Source organism: Lysobacter sp., from assembly GCF_035655815.1.
Classification (GTDB): Bacteria; Pseudomonadota; Gammaproteobacteria; order Xanthomonadales; family Xanthomonadaceae; genus Lysobacter_J.
In genome coordinates this window covers 1-24,432 of sequence record NZ_DASRTS010000065.1, presented here as the reverse complement: position 1 = coordinate 24,432, position 24,432 = coordinate 1, and the positions used below count along the sequence as shown (strand labels likewise).

Genomic DNA, 24,432 nt, shown 5'->3' with positions numbered 1-24,432 from the left:
CGCGCGCGCGGCGTGGCCAGGCGCGGCAGCGCGAGTGCCGGGTCCAGTCCGGACAGGTAGGGAAAGCCGGGCGCGAAACCAATCATCGCCACGGCGTAGTCGCCGCTGCTGTGGCGGCGGATCAGCTCATCCGGTGCGATGCCCAGCTCGGCCGCGGACGAGGTCAGGTCCGGCCCATGCACTCCGCCGTAGGCGACGGGAATCTCCACCGTCCGGGTCGAACCGATGCGAGCCGCAGCAGCACCGCGTGTGGCAGCAAGCCGTTCCTGCAGCGCCGAACGTACGGCTTCGGGGTCCGCGTCGTGCACGAAGAACACGCCCAGACTCGCGAACGCCGGCACCAGCGCACGCAGCCAGGCCGGATCGGCCGCGCGGATGCAGGCGGCCATTGCATGCACGCATGCATTGCACTCCGGGTCGATGCGATCGCCGAAGCGCAGCAGCCAGGCGTCGTCGGCCAGCCGCTCGAATTCGCATTCGGGTGGATGCGGCGACGGCAACGCGCGATCAGCCCAGCGCCGACTGCAGTTGCTGGATGCGCGCGACCAGCGCCTCGGGCGTGTACGGCTGGGCGGTCGCGGTGCCCCACACGGGCCGCGGCCATGCGATGTCGTCCTGGAACCGCGCGATCACATGGACGTGCAGTTGCGACACTACGTTGCCCAGCGCCGCCACGTTGAGCTTGTGCGGCTTGAACTGCGCGCGCAGGGCGCGACAGGCCAGGTTGATCTCCTGCAGCAGTTGCGCCTGCTGCGCATCGTCCAGGTCCACCAGTTCCACCGCGTCGACGACGCGCGGCACCAGGATCAGCCACGGATGGTTGGCATCATCCATCAGGCGCAACTCGCTCAACCCGAGGTGCGCGACGGGATGCGTGTCCTGCGCCAGTTGCGCGTGCAGTTGCCAGCCGCCGTGGTTGTTCGCGCGGTTCATCGCAGGCTCTCTTCGAGGAAATCGAGGGTGCGGCGCCACGCGAGTTCCGCCGTGGCCGGGTCGTACACGTGGTTGTCGACGTCGCGATTGAACGCGTGACCCACGTTGGGATAGACGTGGATCGTCGCGCGCGGTTGCTTCTGGCGGTGCTGCTCGACAGCTTCCGCCGGAATGCTGCTGTCGCCTTGCCCGAAGTGGAACATCATCGGCGCGCGCAGCGGCTCGTCGAGGAAGGGCAGGGTGCGGGCGCCGTAATACGACACGGCCGGCAGGCCCAGCCGCGTGTTGGCCAGGAACGCCACGCTGCCGCCCCAGCAGAAGCCGACGGCGCCGACGCGCAGGCCTTCGCGGTGCAGTTCGTCGGCGGCGGTGGAGACGATGTCCACCGCGCGGTCGAAGCCCAGTTCGTTGCGCAGCGCGCCGCCGCGCTGGGTGCCCGCCTCGTCGTAGTCCAGCTCGATGCCGGGCGCGATCGGGTCGTACAGCGCCGGCGCCAGCGCGATGAAGCCGGCCGCGGCGAAGCGTTCCGTCACCGCCCGGATGTGCGAATTGGCGCCGAAGATCTCCTGCAGCACGATGACCGCGCCGCGCGAGGGGCCGCCCGGTTCCGCGCGCCAGGCGCGGACGGGGCCGTGCGGGGTGTCCAGATCGGTCCAGTGGGCCATGGTTCTGTTCAGTTTCAGCGGGGGATGGGGCAGGTCGATTCTAGCCCCGGCGGTATACTCCGCAGCCTTCCATATGCCCGCCCGCCGTCCCGACCCCGGACGGCGGCCGCGCCTGTTCCTCCGTCGCCGGTACCTGCATGTCCCTCGCCAATCCCAAAGTCGGTTTCGTCAGCCTCGGTTGCCCCAAGGCCCTGGTCGACTCCGAACGCATCCTCACCCAGCTGCGCGTGGAGGGTTACGACATCGTGCAGACCTACGACGACGCCGACGTCGTCGTGGTCAACACCTGCGGCTTCATCGACTCGGCGGTGGCCGAATCGCTGGACGCCATTGGCGAGGCGATCGCGGAGAACGGCAAGGTCATCGTCACCGGCTGCCTGGGCAAGAAGCCCGAGCAGATCCGCCAGGCGCATCCGGACGTGCTGTCGATCAGTGGCCCGCAGGACTACGGCAGCGTGATGAGCGCCGTACATGCGGCGCTGCCGCCCAAGCACGATCCCTTCCTGGATCTGGTGCCCGCCACCGGCGTCAAGCTGACGCCGAAGCACTACGCGTACCTCAAGATTTCCGAAGGCTGCAACCACCGCTGCAGCTTCTGCATCATTCCGTCGATGCGCGGCGACCTAGTGTCGCGCCCGGTCGATGAGGTGCTGCGCGAAGCCGAGAAGCTGGCGATGGGCGGCGTGAAGGAACTGCTGGTGATCTCGCAGGACACCAGCGCCTACGGCGTGGACGTGAAGTACGCGCCGCGCACGTGGCGTGGTCGCGAGTACCCCACCCGCATGAAGGCGCTGTGCGAAGGCCTGAGCGAGCTGGGCATCTGGACGCGCCTGCACTACGTCTATCCGTACCCCCACGTGGACGAGATCATTCCGCTGATGGCGGAAACCGGCGCGAACGGCATGCCGAAGCTGCTGCCGTACCTGGACATCCCGTTCCAGCACGCCAGCCCGCGCATCCTCAAGCTGATGAAGCGTCCGGGCGCGGTCGACAAGACGCTGGAACGCATCCAGCGCTGGCGCGGCATCGCGCCGGACATCGCGATCCGCTCCACGTTCATCGTCGGCTTCCCGGGCGAGACGGACGCCGAGTTCGAGGAGCTGCTGGACTTCCTCGACGAGGCGCAGCTGGACCGCGTCGGCGCGTTCGCCTACTCGCCAGTCGAGGGTGCCACAGCCAACGCGCTGCCCGATGCGGTGCCGGAAGAAGTGAAGCAGGAGCGTTTGGCGCGCTTCATGGAGCGCCAGGCCGACATCTCAGCTGCGCGTCTGGAGGCGAAGGTCGGCACCACGCAGCGCTGCCTGGTCGATGCGCTGGACGGCGAGCTGGCGATTGCGCGCTCGATGTACGACGCGCCGGAGATCGACGGTCTGGTGCAGATCCAGAATGGCTTCATGGCCGGGCTGAAGCCTGGCGAGTTCGTCGACGTGGAGATCATGGGCAGCGATGAGCATGATCTGTTCGGTGAGGTGGCGTTCGACGATTGAGGTCCGGTGAGGCCGTCTCACCGGGACGCGTCCGGCGCTCTGCAATCGGGCTCTTGCTCGTCATCCTCGTGAAGGCGGGGATCCATGGACGTTGCACGCTTCCGCGGTGCGTTTGAACGACGAAAGCCAAAGCTTCCGTCCGTCTAAAGCCGGCCGGGTCACTTTTCTTTGCTGACCCAAAGAAAAGTAACCAAAAGAAACGGTCTTCCCCGACACAGCAGTCCCATGACCGGAGACGGAGTCGGGGCCCCGCAAGTCGGCATCCCTGCCTCCTTGCTATGCGCCGCACATCCATGTGCGACGCCCTCCGGGTCTAGCGGCGTGCTCGGCTGTTCAACAGCAATAGCAATAGCGACAGCCGAAGCCGGAGCCAAAGCCAAAGCCAGACCCTTAATCAGCGGCCGCCACGCTTCTGAGCCGTCATCCCCGCGAAGGCGGGGATCCATGGACTTTCCACGCTTTACCCGCGCTCATCAGCATCGCTGCGAGCTTCAACCCGCCTGCACCACCCACGCCGTCACCGCGGCGCACGCGACAGCCATGGCGGTCAGGCCGCTTGCTACATGCAGCGCGAACCGCCGGTTGCCGCTGACGAAGGCCAGCACGGCCTTTGCGATGGCACTGGATGCGAGCAGGCCCGCGATGCCCCATTGCGCATGCGTGAGGGTGAGGCCGCCAGTAGCGGACAACTGCGCGATGCTCGCCGCCGCTGCGTGCAGTTCGGCCAAGGCCACCAGCATCGCCGTGACCAGGGCGCCGGCGTCGCCGAAGAGGCTGCGTAGCCAAGCCGACAGCACCAGCACCACCGCGATGATCGCGGCCAGCAGCAGGCCGTGGCTGAGCTTGAATGCGCGCGCCGCGGGTTCGCGCGGCAATGAGGGCTGTTCTCGCGAGCGGTGCAGGCCCACGGCGGCGGAAACAGCCAATGCGCCCGCCGCGGCGGCCAGTGGCCAGGCGCTGACGCGCAGCAGCGCGGGTGCCGCAGTAGCGAGGATGCCGATCAGCAACAGCAGCGACGCGAAGTTCGCGAGCAGCGCGGCGGAGGCAGCAGTCGACGTCAGGCCCGGTTCGTCGCGGGTGCGCTGGCCGAAGCCCGCGACGGCCGCGGTCGAGGACGCAAACCCCGAGAAGAACCCGGCCACCGGTAGGCCCCAGCGTGCGCCCACGGTGCGCAGGGCGATGTGGCCGAGCATGCCGACGGCCATCACCAGGACGACCAGCTTCCACAACTTCGAAGGAACCAGCACGCCCCACGGGTCCACTGCCTCGTCGGGCAGCAGGGGCAGGACGATCAGCGCCGAGGCCGCCAGCAGCAGGGCATCGTGAACTTCGCGCTCGCTGACGATGTCGCGCGCGAATCGCCGCAGCGGCTGCTTGGCGAACAGCAGCACGGCGCTAACCACGCCCAGTCCCGCCGCGGTCGAAGCGTCGGATTGCGCGAGCGCCGCGAGCATGGTCGTGACGAGCAGCGCCATCTCGCCGGTGAGGCCCGGGTCGCCCTCGCGCGTGCGCATGTACGAGGCCAAGGCCAGCACGCCCACCGCCAGAACCACCGCCACAAGCACCGCCGCACCGAGATTCGCGGCGACGGCCGCGGCCACCGCGACCATCGCGTGCGTGCGCACGCCGGCCACCGTGGTCGTTCCGTCGAGATGGTGTCGCTCGCGCACCACGCCGATCAGCAGGCCGATGGCGAGCGCGGTGAGCAGGCCTTGCGGGTTCGTGTCCAGCGCATCGTCCATGCGTGCCGCGGAGCGGCGGTAGCCAGACACTACAACAGCGACGCGTGTTCCGCCGTCATTCCGGATGCCACCGCATCGGCATGTATGGATGCCGCGCTCGAACCGTTCCTCGCCGGGAGGCTCGAATCCGAGCCGCAGATAAGTGGTCGTTGCCACACGGAAGCGTTCACCGTGGTGGGTTCATCTGGCGCAGCATGCACGCGAACGCGATCCCATAGGCGTCGCGCCAAACCTCCGCGTTGCCCGTGCCCGAGCACGAACAGGTGATAGAGGTGCGCGGGGCGACGCAACGCGGCCACTCCGACCAGTTGCCCGTCGAGTTCGGCGACGGCGTATCGGTAGCCATCACCGCGCAACCGTTCCGCGGTAGCCTCCACACCCATCGAGGCAAGCAGGATCGACGCGCCATCCGGCGTGCAGTCGGGCGCGATCCAGCGTTCGCTCAAGCCCGTGACCAGCGCACTGATCGCGGCCGCATCGCCTTGCCGTACGTCGCGCAGGACGAACGACGTGGCCATGTCGTCCATGGCGCTAGGGCGCAACCTGGCGTTCCCAGCCCTCGTTCTGCAATGTCAGGCGTTCGATGGCCGCGCCGTCCAGCGCATCCAGGCCAGGCAGCACCTCGTACACGCTGACCCAGCATCGATGCACGTGGAAGGTCGCCATGTGCGCACCCTGCGCGTTGTCCACCTCGATGGTTACGTCGCGGCGCAACCGGGCGAGCGCGGTCGTGTCCGCGCCGTTCGACTGCCGTGCCCACGCATCGAATTCCAGATCGTGCGTGATCGCGCGTTCCAGGGTGACGGGTTCGAAATCGATGCGGCCGGGCGACTTGTGCACCGGACCGGCGTCGCCACCGTCGCGGTACTCCACCACCTCCGCCACGCGGCGCAGCCCGCTGATACGGTGCACGCCGGCGACGATGCGGCCGTCCCATTTCACGCGGAAGCGGAAATCGCGGTAGGGATCGGCCCGGCCCTGGAGTGAAGCTGAATCCGGTAGCGGCATGGCGTCGTTCCAGTGGTCTGACGACGGGATCAACGCGGCGCGCGCCGCTTACCGGACTTCGTCGTCAGTCGTAGGCGACGTCGGCGATCACGAACCGCGCGGCACCGCCTGGCAGCATCGCTTCGAACTCGTCGTCGAGCCGTTTCCTGAGCATCGCGCGCGCCAGCGGCGAATCGATGCTGATCCAGCCGCTCCTGGCGTCCGTTTCATCCGGGCCGACGATGCGGTAACGCTGCGATTCGCCAGTGGCCAGGTTCTCCACCTCGACGCGCGCGCCGAAGAACACCGCCTCCGGATCGCTCGGCGCGCTGTCCACCACGCGCAGCGCAGGCACGCGCTTGCTCAGGTAGCGCACACGCCGGTCGATCTCGGCCAGCTGCTTCTTGCGATAGGTGTATTCGGCGTTTTCGGAACGGTCGCCCTCCGCCGCCGCTGCGGCCAGTGCCTTGACCACCTCGGGACGCTTCACGCGCCACAACTCGTCCAGTTCGGCCTTGAGCCGATCGTGGCCTTCGCGCGTGATCAGCGCGGTGCTTTTTTCGGGAGGCGGTCGCCAGCGACCCATGCGGTACTCCGGTTGTTGCTTGTAGTGGGTTCGGCCATGCGTTACGGGCCTGGGCCCCGGCCTTCGCCGGGGCGACGGCTAGGCCTTACTGCGCCGAACGCCTCAGGTTGTACGGCAGCGTGCTGTCGATCGGCTTGCCTTCGGTGTCGAGTTGGCGGATCTCGTCCTGCGAGAGGATCGCGAACAACCGGTCGTTCTCGGACTTGCTGTTCGGGTCCAGTCGCAGGCGCTGGTCGTTCTCTTCCACCGTCCACGTGCCGTCGCCTTTCAGTTCCGGCGCCGAACGTTCCTGGTAGGACTCGGTGATCGCGTAGGTTCCGTCGGCGGCAAGCACGAGGCGGGTGTCGATGCCGGGGCAATCCGCGCAGGGCAGGGTGCCGGTGAACGTGCCGGCGAAGGCCTTGGTGTCGAAAGCGGCCTTGGGACGCGCTTCGTCGGTAACGGGGACGGATGGCACGGTTGCGGCGGGTGCGACGGCCGGCGCGGGACTTTCGGCCGGTGCCTGCGGCTTGCAGCCGGCCAGCGTCAGCAGCACTATCGCCGCGAGCGTGAGGGAAACGGGAATCGCGTTGCGCATGCGCATGTCGTGTGCTCCTTGCACTAAGAAATTCGTGAGGGCTCAGCGCCCCTTGCCACCAAACAGTCCGCCGAGGATGCCGCGCACGATCTGCTGACCGATGCGGTTGCCGACGGTGCGGGCGGTCTGTTTGGCCATCGTTTCGACCATGCCCTGGCGGCGCTTCGTGCCGAACACCGCGTCCTTGACGGCCTGGCCGAACCCGCCTTCCTCGGCTTCGTCCTGCTCGCGCGTGCGCGCCGGCGGCGCCTTGGCCTGTTCGGCCGCGGACTGCGCACGCTGGACGAGCATCTCCGCCGCGGAGTCACGGTCGATGCGCTGGTCGTACTTGTGACCGACCGGACTGCCGGCCCGCACCTGAGCGCGTTCGGCTTCGGTGATGGCGCCCATGCGGCAGCGCGGCGGTGCGACCAGGGTCTTCTCGACCGGCATCGGCACGCCCTTTTCCTGCAGCGTCGATACCAGCGCTTCGCCGGTGCCGAGCTGCGAGATCGCCTGCGCGACGTCGAGCGCGGGATTGGGCACGAAGGTTTCCGCCGCGGTCTTCACCGCCTTCTGGTCGCGCGGCGTGTAGGCGCGCAGCGCGTGCTGCACGCGGTTGCCGAGCTGGCCCAGGATCTCGTCCGGTACGTCGTCGGGGAACTGCGAGCAGAAATACACGCCCACGCCCTTGGAGCGGATCAGCCGCACCACCTGTTCCACGCGCTGCTGCAGCGAAGGCGGTGCGTCGTCGAACAGCAGGTGCGCCTCGTCGAACACGAACACCAGCTTCGGCTGCTCCAGGTCGCCCACTTCAGGCAGCGTTTCGAACAGTTCGGACAGCAGCCACAGCAGGAAGCTCGAATACAGCCGAGGCTTCAGGATCAACTGCTCCGACGCGAGGATGTTGACCACGCCGCGGCCGTCGGGCGTGGTGCGCATCAGGTCGGCCAGCTCTAGCGCGGGTTCGCCGAAGAACATCTCGCCGCCTTCCTGCTCCAGACGCAGCAACGCGCGCTGGATCGCACCGATCGACTGCGCGCTGACCAGTCCGTAGCTGGTGGAGATGTCCTTGCGTTCGGCGGCGACCAGGCCGAGCAGGGCACGAAGGTCTTCCAGGTCGAGCAGCAGCAGGCCCCGGTCGTCGGCCAGCTTGAAGACGATGTCGAGCACGCCGGACTGCGTGTCGTTGAGTTCCAGCACACGCGACAGCAGCGTCGGACCCATCTCGCTGACGGTGGTGCGGACCGGATGTCCGAGCTTGCCGAACAGATCCCAGAACACGACGGGGTTGGCTTCCTGGCGATGTCCGTCGATCCCGATCTCGTTCACGCGCGCGGCCAGCTTCTCGTTGTCCGCCCCAGCCGCGGCCAGCCCGGCCACGTCGCCCTTCACGTCGGCCAGGAACACCGGCACGCCCAGGCGCGAGAAGCCTTCGGCCAGCGTCATCAGCGTCACCGTCTTGCCGGTACCGGTGGCGCCCGCCACCAGGCCGTGACGGTTGCCGAACTTCGGCAGCAGGACCACATGGCCCTGCGATTCGGGCAGCGAGGCCGGCGTGGTGACGGCCTTGCCGACGAGGATGGTGCGCGTGCTGGAGTCCATGTCCGGTCCGGAAGGAGGTTGCGGTGAGTGCGGCGATTCTATGGGGCGTTCGTGAATGGGCGCAGCGGCGTGCCGGCCCGGCATCCGATCATGCCAAGGCCGATGGCACTGCGCACATCCGGGCGGATCGCGCACGAACGCTTGCCCCGCCTCGCGCCACGGCGATACGCTGCGGCGTCCCCGCGCGTCCGTATTGCAGTCCATGCCCGTATTTGCACGTTCTTCCGCCGCGCTGCTCGCGCTCGGCCTCGTCGTCCTGATGCCCGACGCTCACGCGCTGTCCAAGCGCGACCAGGCCGCGGTCGATGCGCTGAACCAGCGTATGAGCACCGCGGAAACGCGGTATCGCGAGGGGCTGGTGAAGATCGGTAATGCCGACCCCGCCGGCCGCACCGAAGTCGATGCCGCGCTGGAGGACATGGAAGACGTGATGGCGGCCTGCGTGAAGCAGAAGGGCTGCTCGCCGACGACCATGCTCACGGCCTACAAGCGTCTGCTCAAGCAGAACGCCGACGTCGCCGCCGGCGACGAGGTGCCCGAGGACAACGCGGACGAAGGCGCCGGCAGCATTACCGCCGACGTGCCCGAAGCCGCGCGCGCCGCCGCGTTGCTCAGCGACGACGGCCAGCAGTTCGTGAAGATGGTGCAGTACAACCCGGCCGTGCAGGCCGGCATCCGCCGCTGGCTTACCGACATGCGGCCGGCGTTGATGGACACGTTCGAGAACTACCAGTACCTGCGCCAGACCATGTGGCCGCAGTTCCAGCGCGCCGGTCTGCCGGAGGCGCTGCTGTTCGGCGTGATGGCCAAGGAATCCAACGGCCGCGTGCATTCGACCTCGCGCGCCGGCGCCGCCGGGCCGATGCAGTTCATGTACCACACGGGCCGCCGCTTCGGCCTGGGCGACGACGGCAGCGGCTTCGACACGCGTTACGACGCACGCCTGTCAGCGATGGCCGCGGCGGAGTACTTCAACGAACGGCTGGGCGTGCTCAACCGCAGCATCGAACTGTCGCTGGCCGCGTACAACGGCGGCGAGGGCCGCGCACAGCGCGTGTACAACAGCACGGGCGGGCGGAACTTCTGGGACGAATCGGTCTACAACCAGTTCCCCGCCGAGACGCGCGACTACGTGCCCATGGTGATCGCCGCGGCGTGGCTGTTTCTGCACCCCAAGGAATACGGCCTGACCCTGCCCAAGGTGGATGCGCGCCCGGCGCCGCTGCGGCTGGTCAAGCCCAGCTCGATCTACGAGTTGACCATCTGCCTGGGCAACGGCGGCACGCGCGACGGCTTCATGCGCGCGCTGCGCAATCTCAATCCGCGCTACTAGGCCGACGCCTGGCTGCCGGCCGGCACCACGCTCAGCGCGACCACCAGGATCGTCGGCCTGTACAACCGCCACTGCGTGCAGGGCGAGCGCGCGCAACTGGCGCACACGCTGGTGACCAGCGATGCCGCGTCGGCCATCGTACGCACCGGCCCGGTGACGCCGGTCCCGGACGACGATGCCGTGTACGAAGCCGAGAGCGCCGGCACGGGCTCGGACGGCGTCGTCGTCGCCAGCGCGCCGCGTGCGAAGCCGGCCAGGTCCAACCGGCCGTCGACCTACACCGTCAAGCGCGGCGAGACGCTCACGCAGATCGCGCAGAAGTTCCAGTGCGATACGGGCGACCTGGCCAAGGTCAACAAGATCAAGGCGCCGCGCTTCGCGATCCGCCCGGGGCAGACGCTCAAGCTCAACGGCTGCGAGGGCTGAGGCCGTCCGTCGGGCCAGTTGGCCCGCACCGTTGAGCGTCGCGCCCGGACAGCGGATGCTTGCCTGGTCGAAGGGGCGGCAGGGGTGGGGCATGGCATGGAACATGATCGCCGGATGGTTCCGGCGCGGAGATGGCGCGCCGCCGAAGGCGGACGCACAGAAGATCGAGGAACTGGTCGAGGAACTGCGCGGGTATGTGGTCAGCGACCTGCGCGGCGGCTACGTGCCGGTGGACGAGATCGTCGGCCGCGCGCTGGAAGTGGTGGACGCGCAACCACACGGCGAAGCGCTGCAGCGCAAGCGCGCGCAGCGCATCCTCGATGAGGGGATCGCCGCGTACCGTGCCGAATCCGCCGACTGGCCCGCGCTGACTGACCACGACCGGCTGGAACAGGCCTTCGCCACGCTGGAATCGCAGGGCGTGGTATGTCGCCAGAACTTCACCTGCTGCGGCACCTGCGGCGCAGCCGAGATCGGCGACGAGATGGATGCGGCGCGCGAGAGCGGCAGCGAGGTGCGCGGCTACGCGTTCTTCCATATGCAGGACACCGAGCGTGCGATCGACGGCGGTGGCCTGTGGCTCAACTACGGCGCGGTGGAGGACGGCGAGGCCGCGGCGTTGTCGATCGGGCAACAGATTGCCGACGCGATCGCCGCGACGGGACTTCGCGTGGAGTGGAGCGGCGACTGGAACCAGCGCATCCACGTGCCGCTGAACTGGCAACGCAGGCTGGCCCTGTGAGCAGCACCAGGATGCGGTTCATGAGTATTGCGGTGGCGCTGTCCGCGCTGCTGGCCATCGCGGGAGCCTATTGGCCCGCGATGCCGTGGCTGCACTGGCTCTGCAAGCCGCTGACGACGCTGCTGATCGCGTGGACGGTGTGGTGCACGCCATCGGCGCTGCCGCGTTACCGCGGCTGGCTGCTCGCCGGATTGCTGCTGTCGACACTGGGCGACGTGTTCCTGATGCTGCCGATGGATGCATTCGTGCCGGGTCTGGCGAGCTTCCTGATCGCGCACGTCGCCTATCTGCTGGCCCTGCGCCAGCGTGGCGGCTGGTTCGCGGCGGCGTGGCCGTTCGCGGTGTACGCGCTGGTCGCCGGCGGGGTGCTGTCGCAGCTGTGGCCCGGATTGCCTGAAGCGCTGCGGCCGCCGGTGGTCGTCTACGTGGCGGTGCTGGCGGTGATGGCCGCGCAGGCACTGGCGGTGTGGTGGCGTCATCGCGATGCCGCGAGCGCAAGCGCGGCTTGGGGTGGCGCTTGCTTCGTGTTGTCGGATGCGCTGCTGGCGTGGGATCGCTTCGTCACGCCGTTTGCCGCGGCCTCGGCGGCGGTGCTGGCCAGTTACTGGCTGGCGCAGTGGGGACTCGCGCGCTCGGCACCGCCGGCGCGCGAGTGAGGCTCAGGTGCGCGTGGCGAGCTTCTCGCCCAGGCGTACCGGCGACTCGGCGTGCAGTTTCGCGTCCAGCGTCGCCACACCCGGTGGCAACAGCACGATCACGGTGGAGCCGTAGTTGAAGCGCGCCATCTCGGCGAAGCGTTCCAGCGTGATGCCGCGCCCGCGGTAATCCTTTCGGTTGATGCGGTCGCCGTAAGCGGGAATTTCCACACCGCTCCACACGGTTTCCACGCCCGACACCAGCAGCGCACCGACCATCACGCAGGCCATCGGGCCGAAGTCGGTATCGAAGTGGCACACCAGCCGCTCGTTGCGCGCGAACAGGCGCGGCACGCGCGCCACCGCCGCGGTGCCGACGCTGAACAAGCGACCCGGCACGTGCACCGTCTCGCGCAGCGTGCCGGTCCACGGCATGTGCACGCGGTGGTAGTCGCGCGGGGACAGGTAAACCGTGGCGAACAGACCGTTGCGGAACGGCTCGGCCGCGGCTTCGTCGCCGAGCAATTCGACGGCGGTGAACGACTGTCCCTTGGCCTGGAAGATGCGTCCGTCCCCGTCGATGCGGCCGCACTGGCTGATATGGCCGTCGGCCGGCATCACCAGCGCGCGCGGATCGGCGTCGGCCACGCGCGCGCCGGGTTTCAGGGCACGGGTGAAGAACGCATTGAAGGTCGGATACCGCGTGGGATCGGATTCGGCAGCCTCGTCCAGGTCCACGCCGAAGCGGCGCGTGACCGCATCGATCAGCCACTGCTTGAGCCAGGGCTTGTCGGAATAGGCCAGCGAGCGTGCCATCGACGACAGCAGGCGGTGCGGAAGGACGTAGGTGAGTGCGGTGACCAGGCTCATCGGCGAGTGGAGAGAAAAGAGTGGAGTGAGAAACGAGTGAAGGCGAGGGGGTCAGTGCCCCGGGGTCGAGGAGGGCGAGTGTGTGGTGAAGAACGAGCCGGTACGGTGAAGACAGGACGCATCCACTCGTTTCTCACTCCTCTCCTCTCTTCACTTGCTCCTGGTCAACGCCGTCATGTCCGCGGCGATCGCCAGCGGATCGAACGGCGGCTGCACGAGGCCGGCCATGCGGCCCTGCGGATCCAGCACCGCCATCGAGGCGCTGTGGTCGACGCTGTACTGGTCGGCCGGAATGCCTTCCGGCGGCGGTACCTTGGCGAACACCATGCTCAGCGACTTGGCGAAGGTCTCCAGCGCCGGAATGTCGGCCGTCGCGGCCAGGGTGTCGCGATGGAAGGCATGCGCGTATTCGCCGATGCGGTCCGGCGTGTCGCGCTCCGGATCCACCGAGACGAACAGCAGCCGCGGACGCGTGGCTTCCGGCAGCGCCGCCCACTGCTTCTGCGCCTTGGACATTTCGGCCAGCGTGGTCGGGCACACGTCCGGGCAATGGGTGAAGCCCAGGAACACCAGCGTCCAGTGGCCCTTCAGCTCGCCGGGCACCAGCGCGGTGCCGTCGGACTGGCGCAGCGAAAATGCCGGCAGCTCACGCGGCGGCGAGAACAGCCGCACGGCGCGCGTGGCGGGCAGCGAGGATTCCGCGGAGGGGGCGAAGAAGTGCTGCGCGGCCCACAGGCCGAGGGCCGCGGCCAGCGCGGCGATCAGGATCAGGACCGTGGTGCGGTTGAACATGGGTATCGGCGGGCCTTCGGGATGCGCGGGCATGATACCGGGCGGCGGCCCGTATAATCGCCGGCCCCATTGCCGCACCCCGCAAGGCCCCGCCATGACCGGCTCCGCGAACCCCCAGACCGTCCAGTTCGAGCAGGTCTCGATCATCGACCTGATCCGCTATGGCGGCAGCCGCTTCAACGAGGCCGGCCTGACCTTCGGCCACAGCTACGACAACGCGCTGGACGAGGCGACGCAGCTGGTGCTGCACGCATTGCACCTGCCGCACGACCTTAGCCCGGTCTACGGCAACTCGCGTGTTACCGCGGACGAGAAGGCCAAGGTACTGGGCCTGTTCGAGCGCCGCATCGCCGAGCGCGTGCCCGCCGCCTACCTGACCGGCGAGGCGTGGTTTGCGGGCCTGAGCTTCAAGAGCGACCACCGCGCGCTGGTGCCGCGTTCGCCGATCGCCGAACTCATCACGGCCGGCTTCGAGCCCTGGCTGGGGGGGCGTGAGGTGAACCGCGTGCTCGACCTGTGCACGGGTTCGGGCTGCATCGCCATCGCCACGGCGCACTACCACCCGCACTGGCAGGTGGATGGCGTGGACATCAACGACGAGGCGCTGTCGCTGGCCCACGAAAACAAGGCGCGTCTGCACGCCGACAACGTTACGCTGCGCAAGTCGGACCTGTTCAACGGCCTGCAGGGCGAGGTGTACGACCTCATCGTCACCAATCCGCCCTACGTGACCGACGACGAGACCGACGCGCTGCCGAAGGAATACTCGTATGAGCCCGAACTGGGCCTGCGCGCCGGTTTCGACGGCCTGGACCTGGCGCTGAAGATCCTGCGCGATGCGCCGGAGCACCTGAGCGAACAGGGCCTGCTGATCTGCGAGGTAGGCGAGGCCGAGCGGGCGCTGGTCGAGCTGCTGCCGGAACTGCCGATGGCGTGGGTGGAGTTCAAGGTCGGCCAGATGGGCATCTTCGTGGTGGAGCGCTCGGATCTGGTCGAGCATCACGGGAAGATAAAGGCGCTGGCGGACGCGCGCGGCTGAGGCCGCGGGTCGCGTCCGCTGGGGGCGATGCGTGCGGCGTGACCGGGCGAGTACGAGTGATCGTTGGGGACATCTGCTCGTTGACGACATCGTGCGTTATTGACACCGATGGCTACCGTGCTTGCCCGTCATCCCGGCGAAAGCCGGGATCCATGTTGCCGTTGCCCCTGCTCGCCGCTCTTGCCCCGTCGCTCTTGCTCGTCAGGCGTCGCTCTTTCTCGTCATCCCCGCGAAGGCGGGGATCCAGGGACTTTCCACGCTTTACTGGTCACGTTAGAAGCCACAGCCACAGCTTCCGCCCGTCTAAAGCCGGCCGGGTCACTTTTCTTTGCTGACCCAAAGAAAAGTAACCAAAAGAAAGGGTCTTCCCCGACACAGCAATCCCATGATCGGGAAAGGAGTCGGTGCCCCGCAAGTCGGCATCCGTGCCTCCTTGCTTAGCGCCGCACATCCATGTGCGGCGCCCTCCGGGTCTAGCGGCGTGTTCGGCTGTTCAACAGCAACAGCAACAGCAACAGCAACAGCAACAGCAACAGCAACAGCAACAACACCGGGCAGGAAGGTCCCCACGGCCGATGCGCCGATCCACAGCCGCTTCCTTCCTCTTCGTGGGAGGTGGCGCGCAATGCCGGAAGAGGGACGCAGGGCGTCTCGATCGGCGCAGCAGGGTCGACGAAGTCTTCTGGCGAACCGCCTCCCTTCGTTCCAGCAGCAACCATCCCGCCTTGCTACAGTCACGTGCTCCCCGTCCGGCGCGCATCACTCCGTGTCCAGCAACAGCTTCGGCAAGCTCCTGACCGTCACCACCTTCGGCGAAAGCCACGGCCCGGCCATCGGCTGCGTCGTCGATGGCTGCCCGCCCGGCATCGCCATCGCGCCGGAGGACTTCCGCCACGACCTCGAACGCCGCGCCACCGGACGCACGCGCCACACGTCGCAGCGGCACGAAGCCGACGAGGTGGAAATCCTCAGCGGCGTGTACGAGGGCGTGACCACCGGTACGCCCATCGCACTGCTGATCCGCAACACCGACCAGCGCAGCAAGGACTACGCGAAGATTGCCGACCAGTTCCGACCGGGGCACGCGGACTACACCTACTGGCAGAAATACGGCATCCGCGATCCCCGCGGCGGCGGGCGTTCGTCGGCGCGCGAGACGACCATGCGCGTGGCAGCGGGCGTGATCGCCAAGAAGTGGCTGGCCGACCGGTACGGCGTGCACGTGCAGGGCTATCTGGCGCAGCTGGGCGAGATCGTGCCGCACGGTTTCGACCTCTCCGCGGTCGAGGGCAACCCGTTCTTCTGGCCCGACACGCGGCAGGTCACGGAGCTCGAGCTGTACATGGACGCGCTGCGCAAGTCCGGCGATTCGGTCGGTGCGCGCGTGGATGTCGTTGCCACCGGCCTGCCGCCGGGCTGGGGCGAGCCGATCTACGGCAAGCTCGACGGTGAACTCGCCGCCGCGCTGATGAGCATCAACGCGGTCAAGGGCGTGGAGATCGGCGACGGCTTCGCGGTCGTACCGCAGAAGGGCAGCGATCACCGCGACCAGCTCACGCCGCAGGGGTTTGCCAGCAACCACGCCGGCGGCATCCTTGGCGGGATCAGCACGGGCCAGCCGCTGCGTTGCTCGGTCGCGTTCAAGCCGACCTCCAGCCTGCGGCTGCCGGTGGACAGCCTGGACACGCAGGGCAACGTGGTGGAAGTGATCACCACCGGCCGCCACGACCCGTGCGTAGGCATCCGCGCCACGCCCATCTGCGAGGCGATGGTCGCGTTGGTGCTGATGGACCAGGCGCTGCGCCATCGCGCGCAGTGCGGTGACGTGGGCGAGGTTTCGCCACGCATTCCCGCGCACGCCGATGACTGAAGCGCGGCCGCGCATCTGGGTGTCGCAGCCGCTGTTTCCCGATGTCGTCGGGCGACTGCGCGAGTATTTCGACGTCGTAGAAACGGCGCAGGTCACGCGCCACGCGCCTGCGCAGATCGCGGCCGCGCTGGCGGCGTGCGACGGTGCGCTGGTGACGCTCAACGATCGCATCGGCGCGCCGGAAGTGGCGGGCGCTCCACGTCTGCGCGCCATCGCCAATGTCGGCGTGGGCTATAACAACCTGGACATCGCGGCGCTTACGGACGCGGGCATCCTTGCCACCAACACCCCGGACGTGCTGACCGAAACCACCGCGGATTTCGGTTTCGCGCTGATGATGGCGGCCGCGCGCCGCATCACCGAAGCCGAACGCTGGCTGCGCGACGGGCAATGGCGGCAGTGGTCGTTCGAGACCATGCTCGGCATGGACCTGCACCGCGCCACGCTCGGCATCCTCGGCATGGGGCGCATCGGCCAAGGCATCGCCCGGCGTGCGGCGGGCTTCGACATGCGCGTGCTGTACCACAACCGCAGCCGCCTGCCGGAATCTCTGGAGCGCGAGTGCCGCGCCGGGTATGTCGATTTCGACACGCTGCTGGCCCAGGCGGACCATCTGCTGCTGGTGCTGCCGTATTCGCCGCAGGTGCATCACCTCATCGACGCCGCCGCGCTGGCGAAGATGAAGCCCACCGCCACGCTGACCAACATCGCGCGCGGCGGCATCGTCGACGAGGATGCGCTGGCCGACGCGTTGGGCAGCGGGCGCCTGGCCGCGGCCGGCCTGGACGTCTACGAAGGCGAGCCGGCCGTCAATCCGCGCCTGCTCGCGTTGCGCAACGTGGTGCTGACGCCGCATATCGCCAGCGGCAGCCTCGCCACGCGGCGGGCCATGGTGGCGCTGGCGGTGGACAACCTTACGGCCGCGCTGGGCGTTGGTCCCGATGCCGGCCGGCCGCCGACGCCGATCAACGCGGCTGCGCTGGCGCAGGCCAAACCCGGGCTCAAACGCGGCGCCTGACGCGCCGCCTGCCGGATAATTCCGGCGCGTTTCCTCATAGCCCTCGGGTCGCCCATGTCCCGCCTCGTCCAGATCCGCTCCTACCAGCTCAAGCCCGGTGCGCGCGCCGCGTTCCATCGCGCCTTCGTCGAACAGGCCGTGCCGATGCTGCAGCGCTGGCAGCACGACGTGGTCGCGTTTGGTCCATCGCCCCATTCGCTGGAGGCCTACGTGCTGGTGCGCGCTTACGACGACCTGGCCGATCTGAACGCGTGCCAGGACGCATTCTACGCCTCGCCGGAATGGCGCGAAGGTCCGCGCGAGCATGTGCTGGCCATGATCGAGACCTACCTGGATGCGGTACTGTGGCTGTCTCCCGCGGCCATCGACGACCTGCGGCGCGCCAATGCCGGCGCCGTGGCGGGGCCCGCCTGACGGATTCCAAGCAACACCCCGCCGGAATGGTCCGCGCGGGTGATCACTCCACGACAAGAAGGAACCAATGAACGCCAAGAACTCCTGCAATGTGGCCATCGTCGGTGCGACCGGCGCCGTGGGCGACGCGATGCTGCGCATCCTCGCCGAGCGGAAATTTCCGATTGGCAACTTGCACCTGCTGGCCAGCGCACGTTCGGCCGGCGAGAAGATCGAGTTCGGCGGGAAAAAACTCATCGTGGAGGACCTGGCGACGTTCGATCCGTCGAAGGTCGACATCGCGCTGTTCTCGGCCGGCGGCAGCGTCTCGAAGGAATACGCGCCGAAGTTCGCCGCGGCAGGGGCGGTGGTGATCGACAACTCCTCGGCCTTCCGTTACGACGACGACGTGCCGCTGGTGGTGTCGGAGGTCAACCCGGAGCAGGTGAAGAACCGTCCGCGCGGGATCATCGCCAACCCCAACTGCTCGACCATGCAGATGCTGGTCGCGCTGGCGCCGATCCATCGCAAGGCCGGCATCGAACGCATCAACGTCGCGACCTACCAGTCGGTGTCGGGCGGCGGCCGTTCGGCGCTGGAGGAACTGGGCCGGCAGACCGGCGCGCTGCTGAACTTCCAGGACCCGCAGCCGGAACGCTTCCCGGTGCAGATCGCCTTCAACCTCATTCCGCACATCGACGACTTCCAGGACAACGGCTACACCAAGGAAGAGATGAAGCTGGTCTGGGAAACCCGAAAGATCCTCGGTGACGAGAGCATCCAGGTGAACCCCACCGCGGTGCGCGTGCCGGTGTTCTACGGGCATTCCGAGGCCGTCAACGTCGAGACACGCGAGAAGATCAGCGCCGCGCAGGTGCGGGAGATGCTGCTCGCGGCACCGGGCGTGGAGGTGGTGGACGAGCCGAAGGCGGGCGGTTACCCGACCCCGGTGACCCACGCCTCGGGCAACGACCCGGTGTACGTCGGCCGCATCCGCGACGACTACTCGCACCCGCGTGCGGTGAACCTGTGGATCGTCTCGGACAACATCCGCAAGGGCGCCGCGCTGAACGCGGTGCAGCTGGCGGAGCTGGTCCTGGCCGAGCGCGGCTGAGCCGCCAATCCGCCGCCGGCGTCGCAGTCGGCGGCGGTCTTCATTGCCCCGGGACCCCGCGGCGGCTAGAGTCGCGCCCCGGGGGAAGGGCAGGGATCCGAAGTGAAACAACAGGTTGTCAGACATAGTTACGCCAGACGCTACGCGCGGACCGCGCTGGGGCTGGCGTTGGCCCTGGCCACCAGCGCCGCATCGGCGCTGGGCTTGGGGCAGATCGAGGTCAAGTCGCGGCTGGGTCAGCCGTTCCTGGCCGAGATCCCGATCGTCACCAGTGATCCCGCCGAACTCGAGAACCTGCAGGCCGAACTGGCCTCGCCGCTGGTTTTCGCCCGCGTCGGGCTGCAGCCGCCGATGGGCGTGGTCGCCCAATTGCAGTTCACCTCTGCCCTGGACGCGGCCGGCAATCCGGTCATCCGCGTCACCAGCCAGGAGCCGGTCAACGAGCCGCTGCTGACCTTCCTGGTCTCGGTGGACTGGGGACAGGGCCGCCTGGTCCGCGAATATGCCGCGCTCGTGGATGCACCGCGCACGGTGTCGGCTCCGATGCAGCCGGCCATCGAGGAGACCGTCGTCTCCGCGCCCAACACCATCGAACGCCCGGTCGAGCCGGAAGCCGCTCCGCCGCCCGTCCAGGCCCCGCCCGAGGGCGAGCCCGAGGCGGTCGCCGAGAACGATCCGGACACCGTGCCGGCCACGCCACAGCCGGAGCCGGAACCAGCCCCGGCGCAGGTCGCCGTCGCCACGCCGCCGCCTTCGCCTGTGCCCAGCCTGGGCGAGATGGACGGGGACTACTCCGTACGCCGCGGCGATACGCTGTCCGGGATCGCCAGCCGCATGCGCGGCGACGGCGTCAGCCTGGACCAGGCGATGATCGCGCTGCTGCGCGCCAATCCCGACGCCTTCATCGGCGGCAACATCAATCGACTCAAGGCCGGCGCGGTGCTCGACATCCCGGCCGGCGAAGAACTGGCCAGCGTGGACTCCGGGCAGGCCCGGCGTCTGGTCGCCAGCCAGATGCAGCAGTGGCGCGATGCGCGCCGCGCGGTGCCGCAGCCGGCAATGGAAGGCGGCATCGTCGCCGCGGCCGCCAGTGGTGCTGCGACCCCCGCCGCGGGCGCTGTGGGCAGTGGTGCGGGCGATGTCGGTGGCACCGCCACCGCCGACGCTCGTCTGGAAATCGTCCCGCCCGGCGCCAGTCGCGCCACGCAGGCGGGGAACCGGTCCGGCATCAATGCCGGCGGTGAGGGTGAAATGCTTCGACAGGAACTGCAGACGACCCAGGAAACCATGGCGGCCCGCGAGGCCGAGATCCGCGAACTCAAGAGCCGCGTGTCCGAACTGGAACAACTGCAGAAGAAGCAGGACCAGCTGATCTCGATGAAGGACAGCGAGCTGGCCGCCGCGCAGCACCGGCTGGCCCAGAGCAACGAAGCCGCGACGCAGCCCGGCGGCTCGGCGCTGCCGTGGATCGTCGCCGGCGGCGCGCTGCTGCTGGCGCTGGTCGGCGGTTTGCTGTGGCGCCGTCGTCCGTCCAAGCCGGTGTTCCGCGCCCCGGTCGAAGGTGCGGCCGCGGCCCCGTCGATCGCCGATGCGTTTGCCGAGCCTGAGCGCGAGTCCGTGCGCGGGCCCGAGCCCGAGCCGATGCTGGCCGGCGAACCCGACGCCATCGAGGAAACGGCGCCCCCGGCACCGCCGGTACGCGAAGAACCGGCATTCGAGCTGACGCCGCAGCCGGCTCCGACCCGTCCCGTCGCGCCGGAAGCACCGGCGGCGCCCATCGCGCCGGCATGGCATGTCGCCTCCGGCAACGGCCGCCGCGGCCAGTACGCCGAACCGACACTGGCCACGCAGCCCGGCCAGGAGCGCCTGGAACTGGCGCGCGCCTACATCGACCTGGGCGATCATGAAAGCGCCCGCCAGTTGCTCAGCGAAGTCGTCATCAACGGTGACCTGATGGCGCGGCAGCAGGCGTCGCGGATGCTGCAGGAACTGGAGTGACCCATGCAGACCGGGCAAGTCCGTCCGGTCTGCAGCGCGGAGCAACGAGCCACGACCGATCACTCGGTCCGGGTGCTACGTTGTCCGCACTGGCAACAGGTGAATGGAAACAGTGGAGCGCGCATCCGATGACACGCCCGCGTCGCAGCGTTTTGCGCTGGGCGTGGAATACGACGGTAGCGGCTTCTGCGGCTGGCAGCGGCTGAGCAAGCACGGCGAGCCGGAGCGCGAAGGCGAGGAAACGCTGCAGGCCGCGCTGGAAAACGCGATTTCCTTCGTCGCCGGACACCCGGTCGAAACCATCTGTGCCGGACGCACCGATGCCGGCGTGCATGCCGTCTGTCAGGTGGTGCATTTCGACAGCACTGCCGTGCGTGAGCCACGCAGCTGGATGCTCGGCATAACCAGCCGCCTGCCGCCACAGATCGCGGTGCGCTGGTGCCGGCCGGTGCCGGGCGATTTCCATGCGCGCTTCTCGGCGCGTGCGCGCCGCTACCGCTATCGCATCCTCAACCGTCCGGTGCGCGCGGCGCTCGGCCGGCAATACCTGAGCTGGGAGCGGCGACCGCTGGATGCCGACGCGATGCATCGCGCCGCGCAGGTGCTGCTGGGCGAGAACGACTTTTCGGCGTTCCGCACGGTGCATTGCCAGTCGCCGCATGCGTGGCGCGAGCTGCAGGAGATCCGCGTCACGCGCGACGGCGACGTGGTCGAGGTGGAGGTGCAGGCGAATGCCTTCCTGCACCACATGGTGCGCAACATCGTCGGCAGCCTGCTGATGGTCGGCAGCGGCGAGCAGCCCGAAGGCTGGATCGCCGAACTGCTGGCCGGCCGCGATCGCACGGTTGCAGGTCCGACGGCGCCGCCCACGGGGCTGCATTTCCTGGCGCCGCGCTATCCGGCCGAGTGGGGATTGCCAGGCGAAGTTTCCCTGTAGGCTGCGCTTTCGTAGGAGCCAGCTTGCTGGCGACTGGCATGAGTCGCCAGCAAGCTGGCTCCTGCGGTTGTCCATCCTCACATCCGAATAATGTCCGCACGCACTCGCATCAAGTTCTGTGGTTTGACCCGCGCGGAAGACGTCGACTTTGCGGTCGACCTCGGCGCCGATTTCATCGGCCTGGTGTTTGCCGCCCGCAGCCCGCGCCGCCTGGATCTGGCGCAGGCGCGCGCGCTGCGTGCACGCATTCCTGCGCAGATCGGTGCCGTCGCGCTGGTGATGGACCAGACGGGCGACGAAGTGCGCGCGATCCTCGATCAGGTCCAGCCGAACGTGCTGCAGTTCCATGGCGAGGAGGACGCGACGTTCTGCGCATCGTTCGGCCATCCGTACTGGAAGGTCGTTGCGATGGGCGGCGACGTGGCCGCGGATGCGTGGTCGCGTCATTCCGATGCGGCTGCGTTCCTGCTCGACAGCCATGTCCGTGGCGGCGCGGGGGGTACCGGGCGCACGTTCGACTGGTCGCGCATTCCTTCGTCGCTCGACAGGCCCTTCCTGCTGGCCGGTGGCATCGGCCCGGACAACGTGTTCGACGCGATCGAAGCGGTGCATCCGTGGGGCGTCGACGTGTCCAGCGGCATCGAGGCCGCGCCGGGCGAGAAGGACGCGGCAAAGATGCGGCGCTTCGTCGAGGAAGTGCGGCGCGCGGATCACCAGGGCCGTCATCCCCGCGAAGGCGGGGATCCATGCATCAGCGACGATTGATCGTCGGGTTGCGGCCTGTCATTCGGTGGCCGCTCTCCTGATTGTGTAATGCGGTCATGTGGCCCGCCTTCGCGGGGATGACAGCGGGCGGTTTCTCACCCTCATGCCAGTTCCGCGCGCAACCATCCGGCCAGCCGCTCCACCTGCGGGTCGTGATGTCGGCGGGGCGCACATAGCGCCCAGCGCCCGTCCGTTTCAACGAAGCCCCACGGCGCGGCCAGTCGTCCGCTCGCGATGTCCTCCGCGACCAGCGGTTCAGGCGCGATCGCCACGCCCAGTCCGGCTTCCGCCGCTTCCAGCAGGTAGTAAAGATGCGCGAAACCGGTGCCGAGGCGGAGCCCTTCCGCATCCAGGCCCGACCGCCCCGCCCAGTCGCGCCACGCCTGCGGACGCGAGGTGGTGTGCAGCAGCGGCAGTTCCAGCAGCGCGCGTGCCGGCGCTTTGCGCAGTTGCTCGAAACCCGTGAAGCGCGGACTGACGACGGGGCCGATGCGTTCCGGCGCGAGTTCGTGCACTTGCCACTCCGGCGGCCAGGGCGCCTGTGCGATCAGCAGCGCCGCATCCAGCCCGGTGAGCCCGGCATCGGGTGGGGCCTCGCTGGGCGAGAGATGAAGCCTGAGGTCGGGAAGCTCCCGCGCCAGCCGGTCCAGGCGCGGGATCATCCAGCGCGCCAGCAGGCTCCCCGGGCAACCCAGCACCAGCGGCGCCTGCTGCACGCGGCGGTGCAGGTCGGCCCACGCCCGGCGCAACGGGGCAAAGGCCGCATCCGCCGCCTCGTGCAGGCGGTGCCCGGCTGGCGTGAGTGCCAGTCCCCGGCCCTCGCGTGCGAACAGCGGTGTGCCCAGGCTCTCCTCCAGCGTGCGCAGGTGCCGGCTGATCGCGCCGTGGGTGACGTGCAGTTCCTCGGCGGCGCGGGTGACGCTCTCCAGCCGGGCCACGGCCTCGAAGGCGCGCAGGGCGTTGAGCGGTGGCAGGTCGCGGCTCATGTCTGTGAGTTTTCCTGACAGGTTGCGCCGATTTTATGCATGTTCGATGGTGGCCGCGTTGGATAAAGTGACCACATGGCCACCGACTTCCACGCCTATCCCGACGCCCACGGCCACTTCGGCCGGTACGGCGGCCGATTCGTCGCCGAGACCCTGATCGGTCCCCTGGAGGAGCTGGCCGCCGCCTACGACGCGGCCCGGGTGGATCCGGCCTTCAATGCGGCCTTCGACGCCGACCTGGCGCATTACGTCGGCCGTCCCAGCCCGATCTATTTCGCGCAGCGCCTCAGCCGCGAAGTGGGCGGCGCGCGCATCCTGCTCAAGCGCGAGGACCTGAACCACACCGGCGCGCACAAGATCAACAACATCATCGGTCAGGCGCTGCTGGCGGCGCGGATGGGCAAGACGCGCATCATCGCCGAGACCGGTGCCGGCCAGCATGGCGTCGCCAGCGCCACCGTTGCCGCACGCCTGGGCCTGGAGTGCGTGGTGTACATGGGCGCCACCGACATCGAACGGCAGAAGATCAATGTCTACCGGATGAAGCTGCTCGGCGCGACGGTGGTGCCGGTCACCTCCGGTTCGGCGACCCTGAAGGATGCGCTCAATGAAGCGATGCGCGACTGGGTGACCAACGTGCAGGACACCTTCTACATCATCGGTACCGTGGCTGGCCCGGACCCGTATCCGCGCATGGTGCGCGATTTCAATGCCATCGTCGGCCGCGAAGCGCGCGAACAGATGCTGGCCGAGTACGGCCGGCTGCCGGATGCGATCACGGCCTGCGTGGGCGGTGGCAGCAACGCGATCGGCCTGTTCCATGCCTTCCTCAACGACCGCCAGGTCGAAATCGTCGGCGCCGAAGCGGCCGGTGATGGCATCAACACAGGCCGCCATGCCGCCTCGATCGCGGCAGGGCGTCCAGGCGTGCTGCATGGCAACCGCACCTACGT

The 24,432-nt window shown here is 68.5% G+C and carries 24 protein-coding genes and 1 pseudogene; 13 read left to right on the top strand and 12 right to left on the bottom strand.

Features of this window, described 5'->3' with window-relative positions:
- From VFE83_RS17320 to VFE83_RS17310, 3 genes are all read right to left on the bottom strand, one after another.
- On the bottom strand, nt 1–500 hold a 500-nt coding region (locus tag VFE83_RS17320), incomplete at its 3' end, for a 5-oxoprolinase subunit B family protein (protein WP_324908470.1).
- A 7-nt stretch (nt 501–507) separates the two neighbouring features.
- The gene (locus VFE83_RS17315; RefSeq protein ID WP_324908468.1) at nt 508–933 is read right to left on the bottom strand and encodes an HIT family protein; all 426 of its coding nucleotides are present in this window, start codon (nt 931–933) and stop codon (nt 508–510) included.
- On the bottom strand, nt 930–1,598 hold the full coding sequence (locus VFE83_RS17310) for a dienelactone hydrolase family protein (protein ID WP_324908466.1): 669 nt from the start codon (nt 1,596–1,598) through the stop codon (nt 930–932). The genes VFE83_RS17315 and VFE83_RS17310 overlap by 4 nt, the downstream gene beginning before the upstream one ends.
- 137 nt (nt 1,599–1,735) lie before the next feature.
- Between VFE83_RS17310 and rimO the strand changes: the two genes are divergently transcribed.
- Complete coding sequence (gene rimO / locus VFE83_RS17305) at nt 1,736–3,085, top strand: 30S ribosomal protein S12 methylthiotransferase RimO (RefSeq protein WP_324908464.1); 1,350 nt, start codon at nt 1,736–1,738, stop codon at nt 3,083–3,085.
- A 491-nt stretch (nt 3,086–3,576) separates the two neighbouring features.
- Here the strand turns inward: rimO and VFE83_RS17300 are convergent, their stop codons facing one another.
- The 6 genes from VFE83_RS17300 to VFE83_RS17275 form a co-directional block, all read right to left on the bottom strand.
- Entirely contained in the window at nt 3,577–4,857 is a 1,281-nt protein-coding gene (locus VFE83_RS17300; RefSeq protein ID WP_324908462.1) for an MgtC/SapB family protein, read from the bottom strand.
- Nucleotides 4,857–5,354 carry a GNAT family N-acetyltransferase gene (locus VFE83_RS17295; protein ID WP_324908460.1) on the bottom strand — a complete coding sequence of 166 codons (498 nt, stop codon included), beginning with the start codon at nt 5,352–5,354 and terminating at the stop codon, nt 4,857–4,859. The genes VFE83_RS17300 and VFE83_RS17295 overlap by 1 nt, the downstream gene beginning before the upstream one ends.
- A gap of 4 nt (nt 5,355–5,358) precedes the next feature.
- On the bottom strand, nt 5,359–5,835 hold the full coding sequence (locus tag VFE83_RS17290) for a phage tail protein (protein ID WP_324908458.1): 477 nt from the start codon (nt 5,833–5,835) through the stop codon (nt 5,359–5,361).
- A 64-nt stretch (nt 5,836–5,899) separates the two neighbouring features.
- Nucleotides 5,900–6,400: a transcription elongation factor GreB gene (gene greB, locus VFE83_RS17285; RefSeq protein ID WP_324908456.1), complete on the bottom strand. Its 501-nt coding sequence runs from the start codon at nt 6,398–6,400 to the stop codon at nt 5,900–5,902.
- A gap of 85 nt (nt 6,401–6,485) precedes the next feature.
- On the bottom strand, nt 6,486–6,983 hold the full coding sequence (locus VFE83_RS17280) for a copper resistance protein NlpE (RefSeq protein WP_324908454.1): 498 nt from the start codon (nt 6,981–6,983) through the stop codon (nt 6,486–6,488).
- 36 nt (nt 6,984–7,019) lie between these two features.
- Nucleotides 7,020–8,561 carry a helicase HerA-like domain-containing protein gene (locus VFE83_RS17275; protein ID WP_324908452.1) on the bottom strand — a complete coding sequence of 514 codons (1,542 nt, stop codon included), beginning with the start codon at nt 8,559–8,561 and terminating at the stop codon, nt 7,020–7,022.
- Nucleotides 8,562–8,763: 202 nt separating this feature from the next.
- Here VFE83_RS17275 and VFE83_RS17270 point away from each other — a divergent pair.
- From VFE83_RS17270 to VFE83_RS17260, 3 genes and pseudogenes are all read left to right on the top strand, one after another.
- Nucleotides 8,764–10,320, top strand: a pseudogene (locus VFE83_RS17270) (transglycosylase SLT domain-containing protein).
- A 91-nt stretch (nt 10,321–10,411) separates the two neighbouring features.
- Nucleotides 10,412–11,062, top strand: a complete 651-nt coding sequence (locus tag VFE83_RS17265; RefSeq protein ID WP_324908450.1) for a DUF6891 domain-containing protein — start codon at nt 10,412–10,414, stop codon at nt 11,060–11,062.
- A gap of 20 nt (nt 11,063–11,082) precedes the next feature.
- Nucleotides 11,083–11,718 (top strand): lysoplasmalogenase, encoded by a 636-nt coding sequence (locus tag VFE83_RS17260; protein WP_324908448.1) that lies wholly within the window; start codon nt 11,083–11,085, stop codon nt 11,716–11,718.
- 3 nt (nt 11,719–11,721) lie between these two features.
- Here the strand turns inward: VFE83_RS17260 and asd are convergent, their stop codons facing one another.
- Together asd and VFE83_RS17250 are read right to left on the bottom strand one after the other, a co-directional pair.
- The gene (gene asd / locus VFE83_RS17255; protein ID WP_324908446.1) at nt 11,722–12,567 is read right to left on the bottom strand and encodes an archaetidylserine decarboxylase; all 846 of its coding nucleotides are present in this window, start codon (nt 12,565–12,567) and stop codon (nt 11,722–11,724) included.
- A gap of 150 nt (nt 12,568–12,717) precedes the next feature.
- Complete coding sequence (locus VFE83_RS17250) at nt 12,718–13,359, bottom strand: SCO family protein (protein ID WP_324908444.1); 642 nt, start codon at nt 13,357–13,359, stop codon at nt 12,718–12,720.
- A gap of 94 nt (nt 13,360–13,453) precedes the next feature.
- Here VFE83_RS17250 and prmB point away from each other — a divergent pair, with 94 nt between their 5' ends.
- The 8 genes from prmB to VFE83_RS17210 all read left to right on the top strand — a co-directional run bounded on the left by prmB (nt 13,454) and on the right by VFE83_RS17210 (nt 22,493).
- Nucleotides 13,454–14,398, top strand: a complete 945-nt coding sequence (gene prmB, locus VFE83_RS17245) for a 50S ribosomal protein L3 N(5)-glutamine methyltransferase (RefSeq protein ID WP_324908443.1) — start codon at nt 13,454–13,456, stop codon at nt 14,396–14,398.
- Between the two features lie 766 nt (nt 14,399–15,164).
- Entirely contained in the window at nt 15,165–16,268 is a 1,104-nt protein-coding gene (gene aroC / locus VFE83_RS17240; protein WP_324908441.1) for a chorismate synthase, read from the top strand.
- Nucleotides 16,261–17,286, top strand: a complete 1,026-nt coding sequence (locus VFE83_RS17235) for a D-glycerate dehydrogenase (protein ID WP_324908439.1) — start codon at nt 16,261–16,263, stop codon at nt 17,284–17,286. Before aroC ends, VFE83_RS17235 begins: the two co-directional genes overlap by 8 nt.
- A gap of 54 nt (nt 17,287–17,340) precedes the next feature.
- Entirely contained in the window at nt 17,341–17,700 is a 360-nt protein-coding gene (locus VFE83_RS17230) for an NIPSNAP family protein (RefSeq protein ID WP_324908437.1), read from the top strand.
- 67 nt (nt 17,701–17,767) lie between these two features.
- Entirely contained in the window at nt 17,768–18,793 is a 1,026-nt protein-coding gene (locus VFE83_RS17225) for an aspartate-semialdehyde dehydrogenase (protein ID WP_324908435.1), read from the top strand.
- A gap of 102 nt (nt 18,794–18,895) precedes the next feature.
- Complete coding sequence (locus tag VFE83_RS17220; RefSeq protein WP_324908432.1) at nt 18,896–20,791, top strand: FimV/HubP family polar landmark protein; 1,896 nt, start codon at nt 18,896–18,898, stop codon at nt 20,789–20,791.
- 103 nt (nt 20,792–20,894) lie between these two features.
- A complete protein-coding gene (gene truA, locus VFE83_RS17215) occupies nt 20,895–21,728 on the top strand; it encodes a tRNA pseudouridine(38-40) synthase TruA (RefSeq protein ID WP_324908430.1) in 834 nt (277 codons plus the stop codon).
- Between the two features lie 90 nt (nt 21,729–21,818).
- The gene (locus VFE83_RS17210) at nt 21,819–22,493 is read left to right on the top strand and encodes a phosphoribosylanthranilate isomerase (RefSeq protein ID WP_324908428.1); all 675 of its coding nucleotides are present in this window, start codon (nt 21,819–21,821) and stop codon (nt 22,491–22,493) included.
- A gap of 101 nt (nt 22,494–22,594) precedes the next feature.
- Here VFE83_RS17210 and VFE83_RS17205 read toward each other — a convergent pair whose 3' ends face one another.
- Entirely contained in the window at nt 22,595–23,479 is an 885-nt protein-coding gene (locus tag VFE83_RS17205) for a LysR family transcriptional regulator (protein ID WP_324908426.1), read from the bottom strand.
- Nucleotides 23,480–23,554: 75 nt separating this feature from the next.
- Between VFE83_RS17205 and trpB the strand changes: the two genes are divergently transcribed.
- A partial coding sequence (gene trpB / locus VFE83_RS17200) for a tryptophan synthase subunit beta (RefSeq protein WP_324908424.1) occupies nt 23,555–24,432 on the top strand: 878 nt, incomplete at its 3' end.

Excerpts from the sequence above, each read along its gene's own strand:
- asd (WP_324908446.1), bottom strand. The coding sequence starts at position 12,567 with ATGAGCCTGGTCACCGCACTCACCTACGTCCTTCCGCACCGCCTGCTG.
- rimO (WP_324908464.1), top strand. The coding sequence starts at position 1,736 with ATGTCCCTCGCCAATCCCAAAGTCGGTTTCGTCAGCCTCGGTTGCCCC.
- VFE83_RS17250 (WP_324908444.1), bottom strand. The coding sequence starts at position 13,359 with ATGTTCAACCGCACCACGGTCCTGATCCTGATCGCCGCGCTGGCCGCG.
- VFE83_RS17310 (WP_324908466.1), bottom strand. The coding sequence starts at position 1,598 with ATGGCCCACTGGACCGATCTGGACACCCCGCACGGCCCCGTCCGCGCC.
- VFE83_RS17290 (WP_324908458.1), bottom strand. The coding sequence starts at position 5,835 with ATGCCGCTACCGGATTCAGCTTCACTCCAGGGCCGGGCCGATCCCTAC.
- VFE83_RS17265 (WP_324908450.1), top strand. The coding sequence starts at position 10,412 with ATGGCATGGAACATGATCGCCGGATGGTTCCGGCGCGGAGATGGCGCG.
- VFE83_RS17225 (WP_324908435.1), top strand. The coding sequence starts at position 17,768 with ATGAACGCCAAGAACTCCTGCAATGTGGCCATCGTCGGTGCGACCGGC.
- VFE83_RS17260 (WP_324908448.1), top strand. The coding sequence starts at position 11,083 with ATGAGTATTGCGGTGGCGCTGTCCGCGCTGCTGGCCATCGCGGGAGCC.
- prmB (WP_324908443.1), top strand. The coding sequence starts at position 13,454 with ATGACCGGCTCCGCGAACCCCCAGACCGTCCAGTTCGAGCAGGTCTCG.
- VFE83_RS17275 (WP_324908452.1), bottom strand. The coding sequence starts at position 8,561 with ATGGACTCCAGCACGCGCACCATCCTCGTCGGCAAGGCCGTCACCACG.
- VFE83_RS17315 (WP_324908468.1), bottom strand. The coding sequence starts at position 933 with ATGAACCGCGCGAACAACCACGGCGGCTGGCAACTGCACGCGCAACTG.
- VFE83_RS17295 (WP_324908460.1), bottom strand. The coding sequence starts at position 5,354 with ATGGACGACATGGCCACGTCGTTCGTCCTGCGCGACGTACGGCAAGGC.
- VFE83_RS17235 (WP_324908439.1), top strand. The coding sequence starts at position 16,261 with ATGACTGAAGCGCGGCCGCGCATCTGGGTGTCGCAGCCGCTGTTTCCC.
- greB (WP_324908456.1), bottom strand. The coding sequence starts at position 6,400 with ATGGGTCGCTGGCGACCGCCTCCCGAAAAAAGCACCGCGCTGATCACG.
- truA (WP_324908430.1), top strand. The coding sequence starts at position 20,895 with ATGGAAACAGTGGAGCGCGCATCCGATGACACGCCCGCGTCGCAGCGT.
- VFE83_RS17205 (WP_324908426.1), bottom strand. The coding sequence starts at position 23,479 with ATGAGCCGCGACCTGCCACCGCTCAACGCCCTGCGCGCCTTCGAGGCC.
- VFE83_RS17210 (WP_324908428.1), top strand. The coding sequence starts at position 21,819 with ATGTCCGCACGCACTCGCATCAAGTTCTGTGGTTTGACCCGCGCGGAA.
- VFE83_RS17230 (WP_324908437.1), top strand. The coding sequence starts at position 17,341 with ATGTCCCGCCTCGTCCAGATCCGCTCCTACCAGCTCAAGCCCGGTGCG.
- VFE83_RS17280 (WP_324908454.1), bottom strand. The coding sequence starts at position 6,983 with ATGCGCATGCGCAACGCGATTCCCGTTTCCCTCACGCTCGCGGCGATA.